Origin of the sequence: Arthrobacter sp. ZGTC131 (assembly GCF_002929275.1) — a bacterium.
Lineage (GTDB): Bacteria > Actinomycetota > Actinomycetes > Actinomycetales > Micrococcaceae > Arthrobacter.
This window is the reverse complement of record NZ_PJIK01000001.1, coordinates 382,690-403,870: the sequence shown is the minus strand read 5'-3', so window position 1 is coordinate 403,870 and position 21,181 is coordinate 382,690. Positions and strand designations below refer to the sequence as shown.

Sequence of the window (21,181 nt, the reverse complement as noted above, 5' to 3'; positions counted from 1 at the left end):
GCTCAACCGGCGTTGTAGCCCTGCGGGTTGTTTTTCTGCCAGCGCCAGTGGTCCTCGCACATCTCGTCGACGGTCTTGGTTGTGGACCAGGAGAGATCCGCCAAGGCCGAGGTGGCGTCCGCCCAGAAGGCCGGCAGGTCCCCGGCGCGGCGGTCCGTGACCTCGTAGGGAAGGGAGCGGCCCACGGCCTTTTCGAAGGAGCGCAGAACCTCCAGCACGGAGGAACCCTTTCCTGACCCAAGGTTCCAGCGGAACACTCCGTTGCGGCCGCCTATGTGATCCAGCGCCGCCACATGGCCGTCGGCTAGATCCACCACGTGGATGTAGTCGCGCAGGCACGTGCCGTCCGGGGTGTCGTAGTCGCCGCCGAACACCATGAGCTTCTCGCGCCGGCCGACGGCCACCTGGGCGATGAACGGAACGAGGTTGTTCGGGATCCCCTGCGGGTCTTCACCGATGCGGCCTGAGGGGTGGGCGCCCACCGGGTTGAAGTAGCGCAGCAGTGCTATGTGCCACCGGTCGTCCGCGGCGCCGAGGTCCGACAGGATGTCCTCGATTTGTTCCTTGGTGCGGCCGTACGGGTTGTTCGCGCCGATTTCCATCTTCTCCACATACGGCACGGCGTTGTGTTCGCCGTAGACGGTGGCGGAGGAACTGAAGACAATCGAACGGACGCCGTGCCGGTCCATGGCCCTGATGAGGTTCAGGGTGCCGACCAGATTGTTGTGGTAGTACTTCAGCGGCTCGCGGACGGATTCGCCCACGGCCTTGAGGCCCGCGAAGTGGATGACGGCATCGATGCCGTGCCGGTCGAAGACGGCGTCGACGGCGGGCTCGTCCACCAGATCCACGTCGTGGAAGGCCGCGTCCTTCCCCGTGAGCTCGGCGACCCGGCGCAGGGACTCCTCGCTCGAGTTCACCAGGTTGTCGATGACAACCACCTCGTGGCCGGCTTCCTGAAGGGACAATACGGTGTGCGAACCGATGTAACCGGTGCCGCCCGTGACCAGAATTTTCATGATCCAACGGTATCCCAACAGCAGGGGCGGTTACCGAGTGTTTCGGGCGCCGGCCACGGGCCGGGGCCCGCGGTGGGTTCAGGCGCCCGCGGCGGGCCTTCCCGGCGGCGGGGCCTACCTAGATTGACGGCACAAGCGTGCTAAAAACGAGGATGCCCAAAATTGTGGATGCCGCCGCCCGGCGCCTGGAGATTGTTGACGCCGTTTGCCGGATTATTGCCACTGACGGGCTGGAACGTGCGTCCCTGCGTGAGGTGGCTGACGAGGCAGGCCTGGCGGTGGGTTCCGTGCGGCACTACTTCGCCACCAGCGAGGAGCTGCTCGCGTTCACCTTCTCGGCCGTCGCGGACCGCATCCTGGCCCGTGCTGCCGCGGCCCTCGCCGGAGTGTCCCGGGCAGTTGGCGCCGAGGAGCAGCACGAGGCCGTATTAACCCTGCTGAGCGAATTCCTGCCCCTGGATGAAGAGCGCGCCCTGGACGCCTGTGCGTGGCTCGCTTTTAAGAATGCGGCGCGGATCCGGCCCTTCCTTGCCGCGGAGGCGGACCGGAGCCACCGCGCGGTGGCCGCCGTCGTCGGACAGTTGATCTCCCGGCTTCGGGCGGAGGACGATGCGCCAGCGGACGCGCTGACGGCGGACCGCGGCGGGGAGCAGCTGGTCACTGAGGCGGAGCGCCTACTCGCAACCTTGGACGGGTTGACGATGCACGCCCTCCTACAGCCGGCGTGGCTGACCCGGGAAATGTGCCTGGACGTGCTTGAATCCCATCTGGCGGGACTCCGCAGGACCGCCGCCGCCAAGCATTAACCTCCCCGGGCTGGGGGAATAGACTGAAAGCCGGAGAGCGGGATGCCGGAAAGCGGGGGCGGAGATCAAGATGCCAAGGAGGCATGCGGATGCAGCACACAGGCGGTCCAGGCTGGCGAATCACCATGGACACGTCAGGGCCCATGCTCATTGCCCTTTACATACGTGATGTCTCCGGACTGGACGGTGCGGGCTTTCCGGCCCTTTCCCATGCCGCGCCCAAAGTCCGGCACGCTGACCACTCCCACCTGACCGCGGAGGTGGGTGGCATCAGCGCGCTCAAGACCGAGTGGGAAGCCTGGTGGGAACAGCTCCTCAAAGCCCATCCGCAGATGTCCCCGGAGATGTCGCCGCCAGGCTTCAGGTCTTTTGCCAATTCCCCTGCGCTCCGGCGGGTCCTGCAGGCGCACTTCGGGGCAGCCCTGACGTGGGCCCGGGAGCGCCGGACAGAATACGCGGAGCTGGAGGCCGAACGCGTGGCCGGCGGGTCCACGCACCTGCTGGAGGACATCGTGGAGGACCGGCTGCTCGAGGTGGGCCGGAATTCGCGGGACTTCGCGCTGACCATCATCGAGCTCCCGCTGGATGAGCAGCGCGCCTGGTACCTGGAACCGGACAAGATCATCATGAGCCACGATCTGCTGTCCCAGCCCGAGGTGTTCCGCAGCTATGTGCAGCCGGTAGTGGAAATGCTGGTCTAGGCCGGGGCCTCGGCAAGCGTGATGATCACCTTTCCGTCGGAGGCGTCCGAGGCCTGCCACCCGTTCCGGGCCTGCCGGTCCCAGTTCTGACCGTCCACTTGGACGCGGGTCACGGCGAACTCCTTCGCGTTGGCCACCGCCCAGTGCGCCAGCGACCACGCCAGGTCATCCGTTGCCTCCAGTTCGAGGGTCCGGCCGGACGCCGTGGCGGGAATCCCTCCGTACACGGACTCCGCCTCGGCGAGCAGGGCCGCGGGGTCGCCGGCGGCGTCGGGAGAGCGCAGCGTGCAGTCGAGGGCCCCGTGGGCCTGGCCGGTCAGCGCCGACGCGAAGGAGCGGCCCATGGCCTCGTGCTGGGCGTAGGCGCGAGGGTACGCCGAACGCTGGACGCGCTGCGCCGCATCGGTGATCTCCAGCGTCGCGTAACCGGGCACCTCCACGAGGGCGTCATAAAACGCATTCGTGGCGTGGTGCGGATCCATCACCTGTTCCTGTGTGCCCCAGCCCTGCGAGGGGCGCTGCTGGAACAGGCCCCTGGAGTCCGGTCCCGCCAGATCGCCGTGGCCGACGTTCCTCAGTTTGGACTCCTGCATGGCCGTGGCCAGTGCGATGCTTGCCGCGCGGGGCGGCAGCCCCCGGCGCACCGACACGGCGGTGATCAGGGCCGCGTTGGCCGCCTGGTCCGTGGCCAGTTCGGCACGCTGCGTGCCGACGACGGCGGTGCAGCCTTCCGTGACCAGCTGCTCCGAACGCTGCAGCAGCGCCGCCACCGTGTAGACGCCGCCGGCGACGAGTACGAGGGAGAGGACCACGACGATCGCTCCGCGCAGCTTGCGTCTGCGTGTCACGTACTTACTCCCTCAGGCCCTCGTCAGGCCGGTAGATGCCGGTGCCGGCGGCATTCGGACGGTCAGTTGGCGTGCAGTGCGTCGTTCAGCTCCACGGTCTGGCCCTTGCGCGGCAGGACTTCCACCTCACCGGTGCTGGAGTTGCGGCGGAAGAGCAGGTTGGGCACGCCGGAGAGTTCCACGGCCTTGATGATCTTGGAGGTGTCTTCGCCGTCGGCGTCCTGAGGACCGACCACGCGGACGCGCGTGCCGGCGGTGACGTAGAGGCCGGCCTCCACCACGGAGTCGTCGCCAATGCTGATTCCGACGCCGGAGTTTGCGCCCAGCAGCACCCGCTGGCCCAGGGCGATCTTTTCCTTGCCTCCGCCGGAAAGGGTGCCCATGATCGAGGCGCCGCCGCCGACGTCGGTGCCGTCGCCCGCCACCACGCCGGCCGAAATGCGGCCTTCAACCATTGAGGTGCCCAGCGTGCCGGCGTTGAAGTTGACGAAGCCCTCGTGCATGACCGTGGTGCCTTCGGCGAGGTGGGCACCGAGCCGGACGCGGTCGGCGTCGGCGATGCGGACTCCGGCCGGGACAACGTAGTCAACCATGCGGGGGAACTTGTCCACTCCGTAGACAGTCACCGCGCCGCGTTTGCGGAGCTTGGCGCGCGTCAGTTCAAAACCGTCCACGGCGCACGGGCCGAAGTTGGTCCAGACGACGTTCGGGAGCTTCCCGAAGATGCCGTCGAGGTTGATGGTGTTCGGCTTGACGAGGCGGTGCGACAGCAGGTGGAGTCGAAGGTAGGCATCGGCGGTGTCCGCCGGTGCTTCGTCCAGGCTGATCTGCACGAACACAACCTTCTGCTCGGTGCCGCGGTCCGCATCGGTTCCTTCCGCCGCGATCGCGGCCAAGGATTCGTCGGCGTTTTCGACGGCGCGGAGGCTTTCGGCGGCGACGCCGAGGGCGGGGGCCGGGAACCAGACATCGAGCACCGTGGCGTCACCGTTTCGGGTGGCGATGGTGGCCACTCCGAATCCATAGGCCGAACGGGAGTCGTCGGACAGCGTCTGGGCAGCGGGCACGGCGGAAGAAGCGGTTTCAGTCATGGCCCCAGTGTATCGAGACGACGTGCACGCGCCGAAACCTGCCGCCTTGCGGCGATAGAGTTGGATGGTGATTGCCGAAACAGTAACCCTTGACCTGCGCCAGGACGTGGCCCTGCTGACGTCTGCCCTCATCGACATCAACAGCGTGTCGGGCAACGAAGGCGCGCTTGCCGATGCAGTGGAGGCCGCGCTCCGCCAGCTTCCCGGCTTCAAGCTGGTCCGGGACGGGGACTCGATCATCGCCCGGACTGACCTCGGCCGGGCAGAGCGCGTGATCCTGGCGGGCCACCTGGATACGGTGCCGCTGCCTGTGACGGCGGGCTCGCTGGGAACGGTTCCGTCCAGCTGGCCTTCAGGCGTTCTTGGCGAGGGAGTCCTGTACGGCCGCGGCGCCACGGACATGAAAGGCGGCGTTGCGGTGCAGCTCGCCCTCGCCGCGTCCATGTTCGACGGCGGCGCGGAGCCGTCCAAGGACGTCACGTTCGTCTTCTACGACCACGAGGAAGTGGAGGCCGTCAAGAGCGGCCTGGGCCGGCTGGTCCGCAACCACGGCGACCTGCTGGAGGGCGACTTCGCGATTCTGCTGGAGCCGACCGACGGCACCGTTGAAGGAGGTTGCAACGGAACCATGAGGCTTGAAGCCACCACGGCGGGGGAGGCTGCCCATTCGGCCCGTGCCTGGATGGGCCGCAACGCCATCCACGCCGCGGCTCCCATCCTGGAACGGCTGGCAGCGTATAGCCCGCAGACCATCAACGTTGACGGCCTGGACTACCGCGAAAGCCTGAACGCCGTGAAGATCCACGGCGGCACCGCCGGCAACGTCATTCCTGACCGTTGCGTGGTGGAGATCAATTACCGCTTCGCGCCGGACAAGACGCCCGACCAGGCAGAGGCCCACGTGCAGGAGCTACTCGAAGGTTTCGATGTGGTCCGCACGGACAGCGCCGCCGGCGCGCGGCCCGGACTGCACCACCCCGCCGCCGCGTCCTTCGTGGCAGCAGTGGGAGCCGAGCCCAAACCCAAATACGGCTGGACCGACGTCGCGCGTTTCAGCGAGCTCGGCATCCCGGCAGTGAACTTCGGGCCCGGTGATGCGCTGCTGGCGCACAAGGACAATGAGCACGTGGAGGCCGAGGCTGTCCGGACCTGCCTCCGCGCACTGCAGACATGGCTTGCCTGACCAGCTGTTTCCCCTGAACGGTTAATCAGCCGCACACACAGAAGGTCCGCAACCACTCGGTTGCGGACCTTCTGTCATTGCGCCCGCCGACTTAATTCACGGGTTAGTTCGCAGCTTTACTTCACTGCTTTACTTCACCACGGTGGAGACGCCGGCCGTGGGGGCCTTCGCCACGCCGCCGGCGGCCTTCTTTGAACCACGGCGCTCAATCCAGATGGCGAGGCGGGACACGGCCAGGTTGATGGCGATGTAAATTGCCGCCGCGACGAAGAACACCGGGAACAGGAACTGCGGGCCGAGGAAGTCGGCCATCACCTGTACGGCGCGCAGCAGTTCACCGTAGGCCACGATGTAACCCAGCGACGTGTCCTTCAGCAGGACCACGAGCTGAGCCACTAGGGAGGGCAGCATGCGCCTGATGGCCTGCGGCAGTTCAACACTGAGCCGGGACTGGAAACTGGTCAGGCCGATCGCTAGGCCGGCTTCGCGCTGGCCTTTGGGCAGGGACTGGATGCCTGCGCGGATGATTTCGGCGAAGATGGCTGCGTTGTAGAGGACCAAGCCAGCAACGACTGCAACGAACGAGTTCGTGGCGAACACGAGCAGCACGAACAGCATCATGAGGACCACGGGCATGCCGCGCAGGAATTCCAGCACGATCCTGGTGGGAACCCTGATCCAGGCGATATCCGAAATGCGCATGAGGCACAGGAGCAGGCCCAGCGGGAAGGCGATGACAGCTGCGATGGCGGCGGCACTCAACGTGGCGCTCATGCCGTTAAAGAGCAGCGTCCAGACGTCCGCCTGTCCGAAGATAGCCCACCGCTGTGCTTGGAAGATTCCCTGCTGGGCGAGCGTGACAATTGCAAGCGCGAGCAGGCCGCCGATGACGACAACGCCGACGATCGAGCCGATCAGGGAGATTCTTCGGGCTTTGGGGCCCGGGACGTCGTAGAGAACAGAAGTCATCGGGCGATCGCCACCTTTCGTTCGACCTGGTGAGCGACGTAGCCCAGCGGCACGGTGATCAGGAGATAGAAGAATGCCACGCCCACGAGAACCCACATGACGGCGTCACCGTGGTCGTTAGCCAGCTGTTTTCCATAGCCGAACAGCTCCAGGACGAAGAAGGCGCCGGCCACGGAGGAGTTCTTCACAAGGGCGATCAGGATGTTGATCAACGGCGGAACCACCGTGCGCAGGGCCTGCGGCAAGATGATCAGGGACAGCACCTGGCCGAACGTCATGCCGATGCTGCGCGCGGCCTCGGCCTGGCCCAAGGGGACGCTGTTGACGCCCGAGCGAACTGCTTCAGCGATGAACGCCGAGGTGTAGGCGCTCAAAGCGATGATGGCTGCAATTTCGAACTGCTGGAAGGTCACTCCCAGCCGGGGCAGGACAACAGCGGCGAAAAAGAACGCGATGGTCAGCGGGGTGTTACGCACCACTTCCACGTACGCCATGCTGAATCCGCGGAGGGCTGCTACGGGTGAAACCCGGGCGGCGGCGAGGAGCGTGCCCACTATAAGGGCGATGATGCCGGACACGACGGCCAGGAACAGGGTTCTGAGAAAGCCGTCCCAGTATTGCGGGAGGCTTTCAATGATGACGTCCATAGGGTCCTTCAGCTGCGTTCGTGGGGAATGAGCGGAAAACGGAAGCGGCGGTTACCGGGGCCGTGGACTGCACAGCCGCAGGTAACCGCCACCCCGGTTTTAGTAGCGGTCGATCGCGGGAAGCTCCGGTGCCGTCTTGATGACAGCGCCGGCCGTGGCTTCCCAGGCCTTCTTGTAGGAGCCGTCCTTGCCGAAGCCTTCCAGCTGGTCGTTGATCCAGTTGCGGAATTCGGTGTCGTCCTTCTTCAGGCCGATGCCGTAGGGCTCCTTCGTGAACGTCTCATCGGAGGCCAGCTTGAAGGCGTCCGGTTCCTTGTTGACGAAGCCGGCCAGGATCACGTTGTCGGTGGTGATGGCCTCGACCTGCTTGTTGCGCAGCGGCTCAAGGCAGGCCGAGTACGTAGTTGCCGGAACCAGGGTTGCGCCGTACTTCTCCACGATGGTGCCGGCGGGGGTGGACCCGGTCACCGAGCAGACGTTCTTGCCCTTGACGTCCTCGGGCTTGGTGATGGTCGTGTTGTCCTTGTTCACCATAAGCGCCTGGCCTGCCTCGTAGTACGGCCCGGCAAAGTCGACTTCGGTCTTGCGCTTGTCGTTGATCGTGTAGGTGGCGACGATCAGGTCCACCTTGCCCTGCTTGATGAACTGCTCGCGGTTGGCGGAGACGGTTTCAACCCATTCGATCTTGTCAGCGGCGATTCCCAGCTTGGCTGCGATCAGCTTCCCGATTTCCACGTCAAAGCCCACCGGCTTGCCGTCCAGGCCCTTCTGGCCGAACAGGGGCTGGTCAAACTTGGTGCCGATGGTCACCTTGCCGGCGGAAGTGAGCTTTTCCATGGTTGAACCAGCGGCGAAGCTCGGCTTTTCAACGGGGGAGGGGCTGGTGCCGGTGCCGGTGCCGCCGCCGCAAGCGCTCAGTGTCAGGGCAAGGGCTGCGGATGCTGCTACCAGAAGGGATTTCCTTCGGGTCAAAAATGCCTTCATGACATTCCTTTCATTGGGCGGCCGTCTTAGACGGCCTGGGGTGCGAACCAGGGAGTCGTCAGTGCGTGAGGAGCTTGGAGAGGAAGTCCTTGGCCCGGCTGCTCTGGGGATTGGTGAAGAATTGCTCCGGCGTGGCGTCCTCCACGATCTGGCCGTCCGCCATGAAAACCACGCGGTCCGCGGCCTTGCGGGCGAAGCCCATCTCGTGGGTCACCACGATCATGGTCATGCCTTCCTTGGCCAGCTGGATCATGACGTCCAGGACCTCGCTGATCATCTCCGGGTCCAGCGCCGAGGTGGGCTCGTCGAAAAGCATGACCTTGGGCTTCATGGCCAGCGCGCGTGCGATGGCCACGCGCTGCTGCTGACCGCCGGAGAGCTGGGCCGGCAGCTTGGGTGCCTGGTGGCCAACTCCGACGCGCTCCAGCAGGGCCATGGCGTCCTTGTCAGCCTCCGCCTTGGACATTCCCTTTACCTTGATGGGGCCGAGGGTTACGTTTTCCAGGATGGTCTTGTGCGCGAAAAGGTTGAACGACTGGAAAACCATTCCGACGTCGGCACGGAGGTGCGCGAGTTCCTTGCCTTCTTCGGGAAGCCTCTTGCCGTCAATGGCGATATCGCCGTCATCAATGGTCTCGAGGCGGTTGATGGCTCTGCACAGCGTGGACTTACCCGAGCCTGACGGCCCGATGACCACAACGACCTCGCCCTTGCGGACCTGGAAGTTGATGTCCTTCAGAACGTGCAGCTGGCCGTAGTGCTTATTGACGGCATTCAGGGAGACGAGGGCATCGCCGGGCACTTGAGTAGTCATGACTACGAATCTAGCGAACATTTGTCATGTATGACCGCAATCACTCCAACTTCCTGCGGATCGTAATTCAAGAGATACCTGCAGGTCAGCAGGTTAGCCTTAGGTGATGAGCATCAACGCAGATCCGTCAAAATCCGTTCAGCCCCGCCGCAAAGGTCCCCTCGAGCTCCGCCGCAAGCAGGCTGCGGTTGAGATGTCGGACCAGCGGCTGCTCGACACCAAAGGCCCTGGGCATTTCATCCACACGGACCCATGGAGGGTGATGCGGATCCAGAGCGAGTTCGTGGAAGGCTTCGGGGCGCTGTCGGACCTGGGCCAGGCCGTCAGCGTGTTCGGTTCGGCGCGCACCAAGCCGGGCAGTGTGTTCTACGAGATGGGTGTTGAGGTGGGCCGCAAACTGGCGGAAGCCGGCGTGGCGGTCATCACCGGAGGCGGCCCGGGATCGATGGAGGCGGCCAACCGCGGAGCCGTGGAAGGCAACGGCGTGTCAGTCGGCCTCGGCATAGAGCTGCCGTTCGAGCAGGGGCTGAACCAGTGGGTGGACCTGGGGATCAACTTCCGGTACTTCTTCGCACGGAAGACCATGTTCGTGAAGTATGCGCAGGGCTTCATCGTCCTGCCCGGAGGGCTTGGCACCCTCGACGAGCTCTTCGAGGCCATGGTCCTGGTCCAGACCCAGAAGGTGACCTCATTCCCCATCGTCCTCCTGGGCAAGGACTTCTGGGGTCCGATGATGGAGTGGATCAAGGGAACACTGGTGGCCGAGGGCATGGTGTCCGAGAAGGACATGGACCTGGTCCAGGTGGTGGATGATCCGGAAGAGGCCGTGAACCTCGTCCTGCACGGCCACGTCCGGCCGCCGTCCACAAACGGGAACCAGCGGCCTGAATAGCAGCGGCACCGGCGTCTGGCACGATGGGTGATGTGAGTTTCTTCCTCGTCTTCCTCGCCATCGTCCTGATTGGCGCAACCGCCCTGATCGGCACCGACATCGGGGCGGGCCTCATGCGGAAAAGGCGCGCCCGGAACGAGCTGATCGACGACGGCTTCGACGAGCCGGTGGCGTCGCTGCCCCCGGTCCTGCTGCCCGCGGATGCCAAGGCCGCCGACGTCGACCACGTCCGGTTTTCGCTGGGACTTCGCGGCTACCGGATGGACCAGGTGGACGAGGTGCTCGATGACCTCCGCGACCAGCTCGCGTCCAAGGACGCAGCGCTTGCGGCCAAGGAGGCCCAGCTCGCGTCCAAGGACGCCGAGATCGAGCGGCTCCGGGAGCAGCTCCGTACCAACGTCCTGAGTACTTCGGCCGAGGACCGGCCTTGAACGGTCACGCGCCCGGACCCGGCTCCGGCCCCGGCTCCGCTTCCGGACCGGCTTCCCGCAGGCCCGAGGCACCGTCCCGGGCCGATCAGCCGGCTCCGGCCGGCGCGGTAACCGGCGCGGTGCGTGCGATTTCGGCACCGCTTGCCGCGCGGGCTGCCCGCTGGCCCTGGTGGGTCCAGGTGGCAGCGCTCTATGCCGGGGCACGGTTGCTCAGCGCCTGCATCTTCATGTCCGCGGCGATACACCAAGGCGTGAACCCTTGGTTCCCGGCCAAGCCCGATTACTGGAACTTCATCAACATCTGGGACGCCCGCTGGTACGGCGAAGTTATTGCCGGCGGCTACCCGTCCGAGTTGCCGGCGGATGAGGCCGGGAACATCCAGGAAAACACCTGGGCCTTCTACCCGCTGTTCCCGGCACTGGGACGGATGCTCTCCGGCGTCTCGGGCATGAGCCCGGCGGCCGCCCTGACGCTCATCGCGATGCTCGCAGGCCTGGCCGCATCGCTGGTGATCTACGCGCTGTTCCGCCACAGGGCCGCACACGGGACGGCCCTCTGGGGGGTGGCGTTTTTTGCCACGTTCCCCGTCTCCCCGGTGCTTCAGGTCCCCTATGCCGAGTCCCTGAACATCCTGCTGCTTGCCTCTGCCCTGCTGCTGGTGGTGCGGCGGCACTATCTCTGGGCCGTTCCAGTGGTGGTGGCGATGTGCCTTTCCCGGCCCACGGGTGTACCGTTCGCCGCGATGGCCGGGATACTGTTCCTTTTCCGCGCTGCGGAGGCGTGGCGGCACGGCCGGATGAAGGGCGCCGAACCGACCCAGGCTGCTGCGGTGCCGGACAAGCCGCAGGGGATCCACAGCCGTGCGGAGCTGTGGTCGCTGGCGGCGCTGACCGCCGCAAGCGGAGCCGCGGCACTCCTGTGGCCCGCCATCGCTTGGGCAACAACGGGGGACATCGAGGCCTACACCAAGACCGAAACGGTCTGGCGCGGGCACGATCTGGTACCGTTCAAGCCCTGGTTCGACACCGGCGTACTGCTGTTCGGCCCCGTCCTGGGCATTGTGGCGCCCTTTGTCTTCGTGGCCCTGTTCGCGCTGCTCATGATGTCCCGTCCCGTGCTGCGGCTGGGAGCGGAGCTCAGGCTCTGGTGCGTGTGCTACATGGGGTATCTCGTGGTTTTCCTGCATCCGCAGACCAGCACGTTCCGCATGCTGCTTCCGCTGTTTCCGCTGGCTTTGGCCGCCGCGCTGGTGTCGAAGTCCCGGGCCTACCGGGGCGCGGTGGTCACCATGTTTGTCCTGCTGCAGATCGTGTGGGTGGTCTGGCTCTGGGCCTGGGCCCAACTCCCCGGCGGCGGGGACTATCCGCCCTGATCACTGCGGGGACACGCTGTATGGCGACCCGTGAAATCGGCAGCCGCACGGAATGTCCATCGATTAGCTACAGACGGGTAATTACAGGATAATAGAGGATAAGCAAGGACAAGAAGCATACGAAGTGTTCAGCCATGGCGGCTGCCGAACCGGCCGCCATAGCGGCTTGTTTGACCATGCGGACTCAGCCCGGCCGGGCTGCTCAGTCCTGGGACTACTGGAGGGGATATTCCTCATGGCGGCTATGAAACCACGCACCGGCGACGGCCCTATGGAAGTAACCAAGGAGGGCCGCAGCCTCATCATGCGTGTGCCGCTCGAAGGCGGAGGGCGGCTCGTGGTTGAACTCAATGCCGCCGAGGCGGCCAACCTCAAGGACTGCCTCGTCGGGGCTACCGAATAACGTGAAAGGCAGGGCCCGCAGCCAGGAGGCTGCGGGCCCTGCCTTTGCTTCTTAGTTTTACTTCTTTACCGCTACCAGCAGCCCGTCACCGGTGGGCAGCATCGCGGAGGACAGCCGGTCGTCGTCGCGCACTGACCTGCCGACCTGGCGCAGCACAACGGTGGTGGCGTCGCGCGCCGCCGGGTTGGACACGCGGTCCTTGTCCAGGGCGTCGTTGACGATCAGGAGGCCGCCGGATTTGAGCAGGCGGACGGCCTGCTCCACGTACCGGGGGAAATTGGGCTTGTCGCCGTCGATGAAGACGAGGTCGTAGGCGGCATCGGTCAGCCTCGGCAGGACATCGCCTGCGCGGCCCGAAATGGTGCGCGTCCGGTTGGCAGGGCTGCCGGCCTCATGGAACGCCTCGCGCGCGGCCTTGAGGTGTTCGACGTCCACATCGATGGTGGTCAGTACGGCCTGCGGGCCGAGCCCGCGGAGGATGCACACGCCGGACACTCCGGCTCCCGTGCCGATCTCGACGGCGGTCTGCGCCTTGGATGCGGCCGCCAGCACGGTCAGCACGGCCCCGACGCCGCGGCCGATGGGGGTCACGCCCAGCTCAAATGAACGTTCCCGGGCGCGCAGCAGGACCTCATCCTCGGCAGGCAGATCTTCTGCATAGGACCAGCTCGTGGACTTATCGGCGCTCATGGGTATTCGCTTTCTGGGCGGCAGGGGCATGTTTCTTACAGCGTACTGGGTCGGGCGGTGCGCAGCGGGAAGGTGACGGGGGACAGGCCTGTGATGGCGGATACTGCCGGGCGCCAGGCTGTGTCCGCACACTCGTGCGTGTTGCCGGAACCCCGCTGGCGCGTCCGGTGTTGCGCTTTCGGCTAAAGGGGGACCCGCAGTCAGGAAATTCCCAGCCATCTTTGAAATGATGATTATCCGCTCATCCAAGTGGTGATCGGCGCCGAACCAATGATGTCAACCACATCAGGCGTTAGTACATCCACGAGGGGAGTGGACGATGTCAGGATCAGTTGTGGCACCTGTCCCTACAATTGAAGAGCCCGCAGCCGACTGGGTCATGCCCACCTGGGAAGAAGTGGTGACCAACCACTCCGCCAAGGTCTACAGGCTTGCGTACCGGCTCACCGGCAACAAGTACGACGCCGAAGACCTCACGCAGGAAGTGTTCGTCCGGGTCTTCCGTTCGCTGGCGAACTTCAAGCCCGGCACCCTGGACGGCTGGCTGCACAGGATCACGACGAACCTCTTCCTGGACCAGGCCCGGCGCAAGAGCCGGATCCGCTTCGATGCCCTGGCCGAGGACGCCGAATCACGGTTGCCGGGCCGGGAGCCCGGGCCCGAGCAGAGCTTTGAGCTGAACAACCTGGACCTCGACGTGCAGGCCGCCCTTGAGGAACTCCCGCCGGACTTCCGCGCCGCAGTGGTGCTGTGCGACCTTGAAGGCCTGTCCTACGACGAGGTTGCCGAGGCGCTCGGCGTGAAGCTCGGTACGGTGAGGTCCCGCATCCACCGTGGCCGGACCATGCTGCGGGAGAAACTCGCCCACCGTGATCCGAGGCCCGTGCAGTCCCGCAAGCCGCGGTTGAAGCTGCCCCGCATCGCCGGCGCTCTCTGATCGGCGCCATGGGTCATTTGCATCGCTTACTGGGGGGGCTTAAGGACAAGACGGCGTCTCTGCACGTCGCGGCAATGCGCCATCCGGGGACACCAGATCACGTCCGCCAGTGCACCGAGTGCGCCGCCGCGCTCCGGCGGCAGCGCCAGTACCTTGAAAGGCTCCGCGAGGCCGCCGTCCCCGCGGCCAGCGACGAACTGACGGCGCGGCTGCTCCTGCAGACACGCCAGCTCGCCATGGCCCCTGCTGCGGCTGCTCCACGGATCGGCGCGCTGAGGCTCGCAGGACTAGCGGGCGGCGTTGCCGTGGTGGCCGCCGGCGCCGTCGCGGCGGGAGCATACCTGTCCGCCGGTGAACCCCCACTGTATGCGGCAGCGGCCAGCGCAGCTTCCGTCTCCGGCGAGTCCGGGAACGTGTCGGGGGCGGGCGACGCGGAAAGTCGGCTGGCGAGCCTGCGATCGCACGGCTGGGCCTGTCCTGACCTCAAGGGCATGGGCTTCCGCCTGGTGTCCGCAACCGACACCGTGCGGGGCGGTCATCGCGCCGTCGAGTTGCGGCTATCCGACGGCCGGCACACGGCGACCATCGTGGAACAGCATTCCCCCACCCCGCCCGGTAAAGGCCACGACGCGGCTGCAGCGCCAGCCGCTCCGACCTCGCCGGACTCACCGGTCAACCCCCTGACGGGTCACCCCGCCAGACTCGACGGGTTCGTCGCCGTCGGCGCTGCCGGCGACGGGGCGCGGGAACGGCTCTGGATCAAGACGGCGGCGCCCTGGAGCGCGATCTACCAGGTTTCCGGGACCACATTCACCTACATGTCCGACCTGCCGGCCGACGCTGCCGACGACGCAGTGGCGGCGCTGGCGGCGGCAGGCCTGGCGAGGCACTCCGGAATCGTGGCGGCCACGCGTCCGGATGCGGGCAATCCCGGCGCGGAATCGATCGTCGACCGCATGGAACGCGGACTCCGCAAGATGGCACGGCAGTTGCCGAATTGACCGGCATCCCGGCCGTGACGGCGGGCGGAACCCGGCTATGACCGGCGCGAAATCGTCGCCACGTCCCATGAGAGGGTAATCTTCCTAAAGTGTTTGGAATCAACGGCCCGGAGTTTTTGCTTCTGCTGCTCATCGGCATTATGGTGATCGGCCCCCAACGGCTGCCCGAATACACCCAGAAGCTGGCGAACCTGGTCCGCGAAGTCAGGCGAATGGCGTCAGGAGCGCGGGAGCAGATCAAAGAAGAAGTCGGCATCGACATCGACGACGTTGACTGGAAGAAGTACGATCCGCGCCAGTACGATCCGCGGCGCATCATCAAGGAAGCACTCCTCGATGACGACACGAAGCCGGTCAGCCCGGGAGCTCCTTCCAGCGGGACGGATTCCACAGCTGCCGCCGTTGCGGGGGCAGCGGCGGCAGGAGAATTGTCCCCGGACTCCCGCACCAGGCCGCTGCTTGAGCGCCTGCGCGACGGCGTGCCCGCACCTTTCGACACGGAAGCCACCTAAGCACTTCGGCCAGCCAGGCGCCAGCCATGCGCTTGGGCACGGGCGGTGTCAGCGGGGCTGCAGCCCCAGGGACATTCCGGTCAGGCCGCGCGGTTTGGCCGCCAGCTGTCCGGCGATCCCGGACAGCGCCGCAGCTGCCGGCGTTTCGGGGCGTCCGAGCACGATGGGCTGGCCCGAATCGCCGCCTTCGCGCAGGAGTATGTCCAGCGGGATCTGGCCCAGCAACGGCACGTCCGTGCCGGTCGCGGCGCTGAGCCGTTCGGTGAGCGACTGCCCGCCGCCGCTTCCGAACAGCGCCATCCGGCCGCCGTCGGGCATTTCCAGATACGACATGTTCTCGATGACCCCCGCCACTGTCTGCCCCGTCTGGGTGGCGATGGCACCTGCCCGCTCGGCTACATCGGCCGCGGCGGCCTGGGGAGTGGTGACCACCAGGATCTCGGCTTTGGGGAGCAGTTGCGCCACCGATATGGCGATGTCGCCGGTGCCCGGAGGCAGGTCAAGGAACAGGACGTCCAGGTCGCCGAAATAGACGTCGGTGAGGAACTGCTCGAGCGCCCGGTGCAGCATCGGTCCGCGCCAGGCCACCGGCTGGTTGCCCGTGACGAACATGCCGATCGAGATGACCTTCACCCCGTAGGCCACGGGCGGAAGGATCATGTCGTCCACCCGGGTCGGCTGCTGCGTGATGCCCATCAGGGCCGGAACCGAGAAGCCGTAGACATCCGCATCCACGATGCCCACACGCAGGCCCTGGGCAGCCAGGGAGCAGGCCAGATTGACGGTCACGGAGGACTTTCCCACGCCGCCCTTTCCGCTGGCCACGGCGAAGACCTTCGTCAGCGATCCCGGCTGGTTGAACGGGATGCCCCGCTGGCCGCCGGGCCCGCGGAGCCGCTCCTTCAGGGCGTCGCGCTGGGCCTGGGTCATGACCTTCAGGTCGACGTCGACGGCGGTGACGCCGGGAACGGCCAGCAGCGCGGCCTCCGAATCCCTCGTGATGGTGTCCCTCAGGGGGCAGCCGGCGATGGTGAGCAGCACCGCGAGGCGCACGGTGCCGGCGTCGGAAATCTCCACGGAATCGACCATGCCCAGTTCAGTGATGGGACGGCGGAGTTCCGGATCGATGACGGTTGCCAGGGCAGCGTTGACTGCCTCAACCAGGGCGGTGCTCATGCTGTGGATACTCAGCTTTCGGGAGAGGAGGGGCGCGGCTGGGCCGATCGGCCCTGGCGCGTCTTGTCCGGCTTGACCTTTGGGATCTGCTGGGTGCGCGGATTGCGTTGCCGGTCGCGTTTTTCCTTCAGCTTTTCCCTGACAAGTTCACGGGGGGACTCATGGCTGCCCGGCCCGGTGGCTTCGTGGGTGCGCAACTCCTCCTGGGCCTCCAGCAGGTCTTCCAGCATGCTGCGGAGTTCAGCCCTAACGTAATCGCGGGTGGCCACTTCACGCAGTGCGATGCGTAGCGAAGCCAGTTCGCGGGTCAGGTACTCGGTGTCGGACAGGTTGCGCTCCGCACGCTGGCGGTCCTGCTGAAGGGAAACGCGGTCGCGGTCGTCCTGGCGGTTCTGTGCCAGCAGCAGCAGCGGCGCAGCGTAGGACGCCTGCAGGGACAGGATGAGGGTCAGGAGCGTGTAGCCCAGCGCCTGGGAATCGAACTGCCAGTCCGACGGACCCCAGGTGTTCCACCCGAGCCAGAACAAACAGAACACCGTCATGTACAGCAGGAACTGCGGCGTGCCCATGAAGCGGGCAAAGCCCTCGGTGGCGTGGCCGAACGCATCGGGATCCGGGGAGAACTTGGGCAGGATGCGCTGCCGGCCGCTCAGCGGGGTGTCCAGGCTGCCCTTGCCCGCGGCCTTCCCCGTTGCCCGCGGACCGGCGCCCTTTGCCGTATTTTCAGCCAATTCGGCCTCCAAGCCTTCGGATGGGAGCTTCGCCGTCGTTTGCGCGCCAGTCATCAGGCAGCAGATGATCCAGGACGTCGTCAACGGTCACGGCCCCCACCAGCCGGCCGGCCTGGTTGATCACGGGCAGCGAGTTCAGGTTGTAGGTGGCCAGCGTGCGGGCCACCTCGCTGATGTGGGCCTGATCCGAAAGCGGCTCCAGGTTCTTGTCCACGAGGTTGCCGAGCGGTTCGAACGGCGGAAACCGCAGCAGTTGCTGGATGTGCACCACGCCGAGGAAGCGGCCGGTGGGAGTTTCCAGCGGCGGCCGGGCAATGAAAATGGACGACGCCAAGGCAGGGGACAGCTCTTCGCGGCGGACGTGGGCGAGTGCTTCGGCCACCGTGGCCTCGGGCGGGAGGATGACCGGAACGGGGGTCATCAGGCCGCCGGCAGTGTCTTCGTCGTATTCGAGCAGGCGGCGGACGTCCTCCGCGCCTTCCGGCTCCATCAGCTGCAGCAGCTCCTCGGCCTGCGCCGACGGCAGTTCACCGAGGAGGTCGGCGGCGTCGTCGGGGTCCATCTCCTCCAGGACGTCCGCCGCGCGCTGGACGTCCAGGGCGGAGAGGATCTCCACCTGGTCGTCTTCCGGCAGTTCCTGCAGGACGTCGGCGAGGCGTTCGTCCTGCAGCTCGCTGGCGACTTCGAACCGCCGCTTGTCGCTCATTTCCTGCAGCGCCTCGGCGAAGTCTGCGGGCTTGAGGTCCTCGTGGTTGGCGACGAACTGCGTGGCAGCCTGGGGCTCGGTCCTTGCCCCTTGGTGCGCGTCCGCCCAGTCGATGATCATGGTTTCGTTGCGCCGGAGCCTGCTCAGCGGGGCCAGGGAATGGCCGCGCCGGACGAACAGCTTGCTGACGAACCAGTCGCCGGACCGGTGCTGGTCCATCGCGATGTCCTCGATGGTGGCGTCACCACTGCCGTCCCGGAGCGTGACGCGGCGGTCGAACATCTCGGCCACCACCAAGGTCTCGGCGCCGCGCTGTTCGAAGCGGCGGAGGTTGACCAGCCCGGTGCAGATGACCTGGGTCTGGTCGATGGACGTAATACGTGTCATGGGAACGAAGACGCGCTTCTTGCCGGGCACCTCGACGACGATGCCCACCACATGAGGGGCGCCGCGGGTCCCGCGTGAGAGCACCACGACGTCGCGCAGCCGGCCCAGACGGTCGCCCAGGGGGTCGAAGACGTCCAGGCCCAGAAGCCGTGCAACGAAGACGCGGGTAGGATTTGTGCTCACCACTACAGGCTACCGAGTCTGCTCTCTTTTAGCTGAATTTTCAGCTCGCACACATCCTTATGGGCAAGAATGGGTGTATGTCAAACATTTTTGGTGGTCCCAAGGCTGGTGTCCCGAACGGCTCCGACGAATCCCGGACAGTCCCCACGGGGGATACCGTCGGCACGTATACCTCCTACCTGGACGCCCAGAAGGCTGTCGACTACCTCGCCGACCAGCAGTTCCCGGTGCACATGGTGTCCATCGTGGGCAACGACCTGAAGATGGTGGAACGGGTGACCGGGCGGCTCAGCTACCCCCGGGTAGCCCTTTCGGGTGCCCTGAGCGGCATGTGGTTCGGCCTCTTCGTGGGGGTCATGCTCTCCTTCTTCACCCCTGCCGGCGGGACGTTCTCGATCATCAGCTCCGTCCTGATGGGCGCAGCGTTCTTCATGCTCTTCGGGATTGTCACCTACGCCACGCAGCGCGGCAAGCGTGACTTCACCTCCACCAGCCAGGTCGTGGCGACCAGCTACGACGTCGTGGTGTCCTTCGAGGCCGCCCATGAAGCCCGCCGGCTGCTGCAGCAGCTGCCGATGTCGCCGTCGGACGCCTCGGCCGGTGCCCGGCCCGCGAGCTACACGCAGAGCGATTATCACGGCCAGCCCTACCAGCAGCAGCCCGGCCAGCAGGGGCAGGCGCCGCAGCGGCCCGCCGGTTGGAACGACCCCTACGGCCAAAGGGCCCAGGATGTCCAGGGGCAAGGCGCCCCGGGACAGGACACCACCCAGGGCTCCCAAACTCAAGGCTCCCAGGTTCCGGGCGCCCCGGTTGCCGGTGCACCCCAGTACGGGGCCGTCGAGGGTCAGCCGGGCAGGACCCCGGAAGGCGCCCAGACCGAGGACGCCGGGCAACGCGCGGGCCAGCGGCCGGCGGCTGTCCGTTACCCGGACCTCCCGGACGGGCGCCCGCAGTACGGCGTGCGCGTGAGCGATCCCAGCCAGGTGCCGCAGCGCAAGGATGAAGAGCAGCGCTAGCAGCGCGGCGGCACAAATAAGGCAGGGCCACCGGATGGTGACCCTGCCTTATTCATGAGTTTGGTAGTGCCGGATCCACCGGGCGAACCGCCGGCCGGGCCTAACGGCGGGCGTCGAGTTCCTGGTAGATTCCCGACATCCAAGCCTCGACGTCGTCTGCGGTGCGGGGCAGGGCTGCGCTGAGATTGACGGGGCCGTCGGCTGTCATGAGGATATCGTCCTCGATGCGCACACCGATTCCGCGGTACTCCTCCGGAATGGCCAGGTCCTCGTTCTTGAAGTAGAGGCCGGGTTCGATCGTGAAGACCATGCCCTCGGCCAGCACACCGTCAAGGTAGAGTTCCCGCTTGGCCTGCGCGCAGTCGTGGACGTCCAGGCCGAGGTGGTGGCTGGTGCCGTGCGGCATCCAGCGGCGGTGCTGCTGCCCCTCCTCGCTGACGGCTTCCTCAACCGGCACCGGGAGCAGGCCCCACTCGGCGAGGCGTTCCGCCAGCACGGTGGTGGCGGCTGTGTGGATGTCACGGAACCTGGTGCCGATCTGTGCCGCGGCGAATCCGGCGTCGGCCGCGTCAAGAACTGCTTCGTAGACCCTGCGCTGGACCTCGGAGAAAGTGCCGTTGGCCGGGAGCGTGCGGGTGATATCCGCGGTGTAGAGGGAGTCGGCTTCGACGCCAGCGTCCAGCAGGAGGAGTTCGCCGGCGTTGACTCGGCCGGTGTTCCGGGTCCAGTGGAGCACGGTGGCGTTGTTGCCTGCAGCAGCGATGGTGTCATAGCCGAGTTCGTTCCCCTCCTCGCGGGCACGGGCGAAGAAGGCGCCCTCCACGACGCGCTCGCCGCGGAAATGGGTCAGCGCACGGGGCAGCGCCTTGACCACTTCGGCGAAGCCCTCGGCCGTGGCGGCCACCGCGATCCTCATCTGCTCGACTTCCCACTCATCCTTGATCAGCCGGAGTTCGGAGAGGGCCTCGGAGAGCTTCTCGTCCAGAGCATCCAGCACGCCGAGATCCAGGTTGTCCGGATCCTTGGCCGTGTTGTAGCGGGCGGTGTCCACGAGGGCGTCAATGTTCTCGTCCACCTTGCGCACCAGCCGGATCGAGATTCCGCCGATTTCCGGGGCGCCGACGTTCTTGGTGATGGCCATCTCGAGTTCGTCGATGTGCGCTGTCGGGAGGCCAAGCCGTGCCTCGAACTCGGGCAGCGTGGGGCGGGCGCCGATCCAGAATTCGCCGGACCGCGAGTCGGCGTAGAACTGCTCGGTGTCCCGGCCGGCCAGTGGGCGGAAGTAGAGGGTGGCGCGGTGGTTCCCGCCGTCGTCGCCGGTGCCTTCCTCGACCGGTTCGAAAATGAGCACGGCATCGGGCTCATGGTCGAGGCCGAGGCCGGTGAGGTGCGCGAAACCGGAGTGCGGCCGGAAGCGGTAGTCGCAGTCATTGGAGCGGACCTTCAGCGGACCGGCCGGCACCACCAGGCGTTCACCTTTGAACTGGTCGGAGATGGCGCGGCGCCGCCGGGCGGCGTGGCCGGCCACGGCGTCGCGCGCGGGGGTCACCTGCGGGGACGGCGCCCAGTTGCTGGCCATGAAGGCCTTGAAGGCTTCGGAACTGGGCCGCTGCGAGCGGTTGTTGACGCGCTCTTCGAGGGGCTGGGAAGCGGAGTTTGGGGTGTTTTCTGCATCGTTCAC

At 66.2% G+C, this 21,181-nt stretch carries 23 protein-coding genes; 11 read left to right on the top strand and 12 right to left on the bottom strand.

Going from position 1 to position 21,181, the window contains the following annotated elements:
* Positions 1-2: 2 nt before the first annotated feature.
* A complete protein-coding gene (galE, locus tag CXQ90_RS01820) occupies positions 3-1,019 on the bottom strand; it encodes a UDP-glucose 4-epimerase GalE (RefSeq protein WP_104136521.1) in 1,017 nt (338 codons plus the stop codon).
* Positions 1,020-1,171: 152 nt separating this feature from the next.
* Between galE and CXQ90_RS01815 the strand changes: the two genes are divergently transcribed.
* Positions 1,172-1,825 (top strand): TetR/AcrR family transcriptional regulator, encoded by a 654-nt coding sequence (locus CXQ90_RS01815; RefSeq protein ID WP_104136520.1) that lies wholly within the window; start codon positions 1,172-1,174, stop codon positions 1,823-1,825.
* Between the two features lie 89 nt (positions 1,826-1,914).
* On the top strand, positions 1,915-2,526 hold the full coding sequence (locus CXQ90_RS01810) for a hypothetical protein (protein ID WP_104136519.1): 612 nt from the start codon (positions 1,915-1,917) through the stop codon (positions 2,524-2,526).
* Here CXQ90_RS01810 and CXQ90_RS01805 read toward each other — a convergent pair.
* Both CXQ90_RS01805 and dapD read right to left on the bottom strand, forming a co-directional pair.
* Positions 2,523-3,374: a hypothetical protein gene (locus CXQ90_RS01805; protein ID WP_104136518.1), complete on the bottom strand. Its 852-nt coding sequence runs from the start codon at positions 3,372-3,374 to the stop codon at positions 2,523-2,525. The two genes, CXQ90_RS01810 and CXQ90_RS01805, sit on opposite strands and share 4 nt — an antisense overlap.
* A gap of 62 nt (positions 3,375-3,436) precedes the next feature.
* Positions 3,437-4,465 carry a 2,3,4,5-tetrahydropyridine-2,6-dicarboxylate N-succinyltransferase gene (dapD, locus tag CXQ90_RS01800; protein WP_104136516.1) on the bottom strand — a complete coding sequence of 343 codons (1,029 nt, stop codon included), beginning with the start codon at positions 4,463-4,465 and terminating at the stop codon, positions 3,437-3,439.
* Positions 4,466-4,529: 64 nt separating this feature from the next.
* On the opposite strand from dapD, the gene dapE reads away from it, so the two are divergent.
* A complete protein-coding gene (gene dapE / locus CXQ90_RS01795) occupies positions 4,530-5,648 on the top strand; it encodes a succinyl-diaminopimelate desuccinylase (RefSeq protein WP_104136514.1) in 1,119 nt (372 codons plus the stop codon).
* A 129-nt stretch (positions 5,649-5,777) separates the two neighbouring features.
* On the opposite strand, the gene CXQ90_RS01790 is transcribed toward dapE, so the two are convergent.
* The 4 genes from CXQ90_RS01790 to CXQ90_RS01775 all read right to left on the bottom strand — a co-directional run bounded on the left by CXQ90_RS01790 (position 5,778) and on the right by CXQ90_RS01775 (position 9,062).
* Positions 5,778-6,617, bottom strand: a complete 840-nt coding sequence (locus tag CXQ90_RS01790; protein ID WP_104136512.1) for an amino acid ABC transporter permease — start codon at positions 6,615-6,617, stop codon at positions 5,778-5,780.
* Positions 6,614-7,264, bottom strand: a complete 651-nt coding sequence (locus tag CXQ90_RS01785; RefSeq protein ID WP_104136510.1) for an amino acid ABC transporter permease — start codon at positions 7,262-7,264, stop codon at positions 6,614-6,616. Before CXQ90_RS01785 ends, CXQ90_RS01790 begins: the two co-directional genes overlap by 4 nt.
* A 99-nt stretch (positions 7,265-7,363) precedes the next feature.
* Entirely contained in the window at positions 7,364-8,248 is an 885-nt protein-coding gene (locus CXQ90_RS01780) for a glutamate ABC transporter substrate-binding protein (RefSeq protein ID WP_104136509.1), read from the bottom strand.
* A 58-nt stretch (positions 8,249-8,306) separates the two neighbouring features.
* Positions 8,307-9,062: an amino acid ABC transporter ATP-binding protein gene (locus CXQ90_RS01775; protein ID WP_104136875.1), complete on the bottom strand. Its 756-nt coding sequence runs from the start codon at positions 9,060-9,062 to the stop codon at positions 8,307-8,309.
* 106 nt (positions 9,063-9,168) lie between these two features.
* Between CXQ90_RS01775 and CXQ90_RS01770 the strand changes: the two genes are divergently transcribed.
* From CXQ90_RS01770 to CXQ90_RS01755, 4 genes are all read left to right on the top strand, one after another.
* The gene (locus tag CXQ90_RS01770; RefSeq protein ID WP_104136507.1) at positions 9,169-9,954 is read left to right on the top strand and encodes a TIGR00730 family Rossman fold protein; all 786 of its coding nucleotides are present in this window, start codon (positions 9,169-9,171) and stop codon (positions 9,952-9,954) included.
* Positions 9,955-9,977: 23 nt separating this feature from the next.
* Positions 9,978-10,385, top strand: a complete 408-nt coding sequence (locus CXQ90_RS01765) for a DivIVA domain-containing protein (protein ID WP_181038389.1) — start codon at positions 9,978-9,980, stop codon at positions 10,383-10,385.
* 119 nt (positions 10,386-10,504) lie between these two features.
* Positions 10,505-11,758: a hypothetical protein gene (locus CXQ90_RS01760; RefSeq protein WP_104136872.1), complete on the top strand. Its 1,254-nt coding sequence runs from the start codon at positions 10,505-10,507 to the stop codon at positions 11,756-11,758.
* Between the two features lie 235 nt (positions 11,759-11,993).
* Entirely contained in the window at positions 11,994-12,161 is a 168-nt protein-coding gene (locus tag CXQ90_RS01755; RefSeq protein WP_104136505.1) for a DUF3117 domain-containing protein, read from the top strand.
* A 57-nt stretch (positions 12,162-12,218) separates the two neighbouring features.
* Here the strand turns inward: CXQ90_RS01755 and CXQ90_RS01750 are convergent, their stop codons facing one another.
* The gene (locus tag CXQ90_RS01750) at positions 12,219-12,851 is read right to left on the bottom strand and encodes an O-methyltransferase (protein ID WP_104136503.1); all 633 of its coding nucleotides are present in this window, start codon (positions 12,849-12,851) and stop codon (positions 12,219-12,221) included.
* A 319-nt stretch (positions 12,852-13,170) separates the two neighbouring features.
* Between CXQ90_RS01750 and sigE the strand changes: the two genes are divergently transcribed.
* The 3 genes from sigE (at position 13,171) to CXQ90_RS01735 (ending at position 15,301) form a co-directional block, all read left to right on the top strand.
* Positions 13,171-13,788 (top strand): RNA polymerase sigma factor SigE, encoded by a 618-nt coding sequence (sigE, locus tag CXQ90_RS01745; protein ID WP_104136501.1) that lies wholly within the window; start codon positions 13,171-13,173, stop codon positions 13,786-13,788.
* A gap of 74 nt (positions 13,789-13,862) precedes the next feature.
* Positions 13,863-14,789: an anti-sigma factor gene (locus CXQ90_RS01740; protein WP_104136499.1), complete on the top strand. Its 927-nt coding sequence runs from the start codon at positions 13,863-13,865 to the stop codon at positions 14,787-14,789.
* A gap of 89 nt (positions 14,790-14,878) precedes the next feature.
* Positions 14,879-15,301, top strand: coding sequence for a Sec-independent protein translocase TatB (locus tag CXQ90_RS01735; protein ID WP_104136497.1), 423 nt, complete (start codon positions 14,879-14,881; stop codon positions 15,299-15,301).
* 48 nt (positions 15,302-15,349) lie between these two features.
* On the opposite strand, the gene CXQ90_RS01730 is transcribed toward CXQ90_RS01735, so the two are convergent.
* From CXQ90_RS01730 to CXQ90_RS01720, 3 genes are read right to left on the bottom strand one after another with little or no spacing between them, the layout of a single operon-like run.
* Complete coding sequence (locus CXQ90_RS01730; protein WP_104136496.1) at positions 15,350-16,477, bottom strand: Mrp/NBP35 family ATP-binding protein; 1,128 nt, start codon at positions 16,475-16,477, stop codon at positions 15,350-15,352.
* Positions 16,478-16,488: 11 nt separating this feature from the next.
* Entirely contained in the window at positions 16,489-17,208 is a 720-nt protein-coding gene (locus CXQ90_RS01725) for a DUF1003 domain-containing protein (RefSeq protein ID WP_258064306.1), read from the bottom strand.
* Positions 17,201-18,484 (bottom strand): CBS domain-containing protein, encoded by a 1,284-nt coding sequence (locus CXQ90_RS01720; protein WP_104136871.1) that lies wholly within the window; start codon positions 18,482-18,484, stop codon positions 17,201-17,203. The genes CXQ90_RS01725 and CXQ90_RS01720 overlap by 8 nt, the downstream gene beginning before the upstream one ends.
* A 77-nt stretch (positions 18,485-18,561) precedes the next feature.
* On the opposite strand from CXQ90_RS01720, the gene CXQ90_RS01715 reads away from it, so the two are divergent.
* On the top strand, positions 18,562-19,500 hold the full coding sequence (locus CXQ90_RS01715) for a general stress protein (protein WP_104136493.1): 939 nt from the start codon (positions 18,562-18,564) through the stop codon (positions 19,498-19,500).
* A 100-nt stretch (positions 19,501-19,600) separates the two neighbouring features.
* On the opposite strand, the gene CXQ90_RS01710 is transcribed toward CXQ90_RS01715, so the two are convergent.
* Positions 19,601-21,181: an aminopeptidase P family protein gene (locus CXQ90_RS01710; RefSeq protein WP_104136491.1), complete on the bottom strand. Its 1,581-nt coding sequence runs from the start codon at positions 21,179-21,181 to the stop codon at positions 19,601-19,603.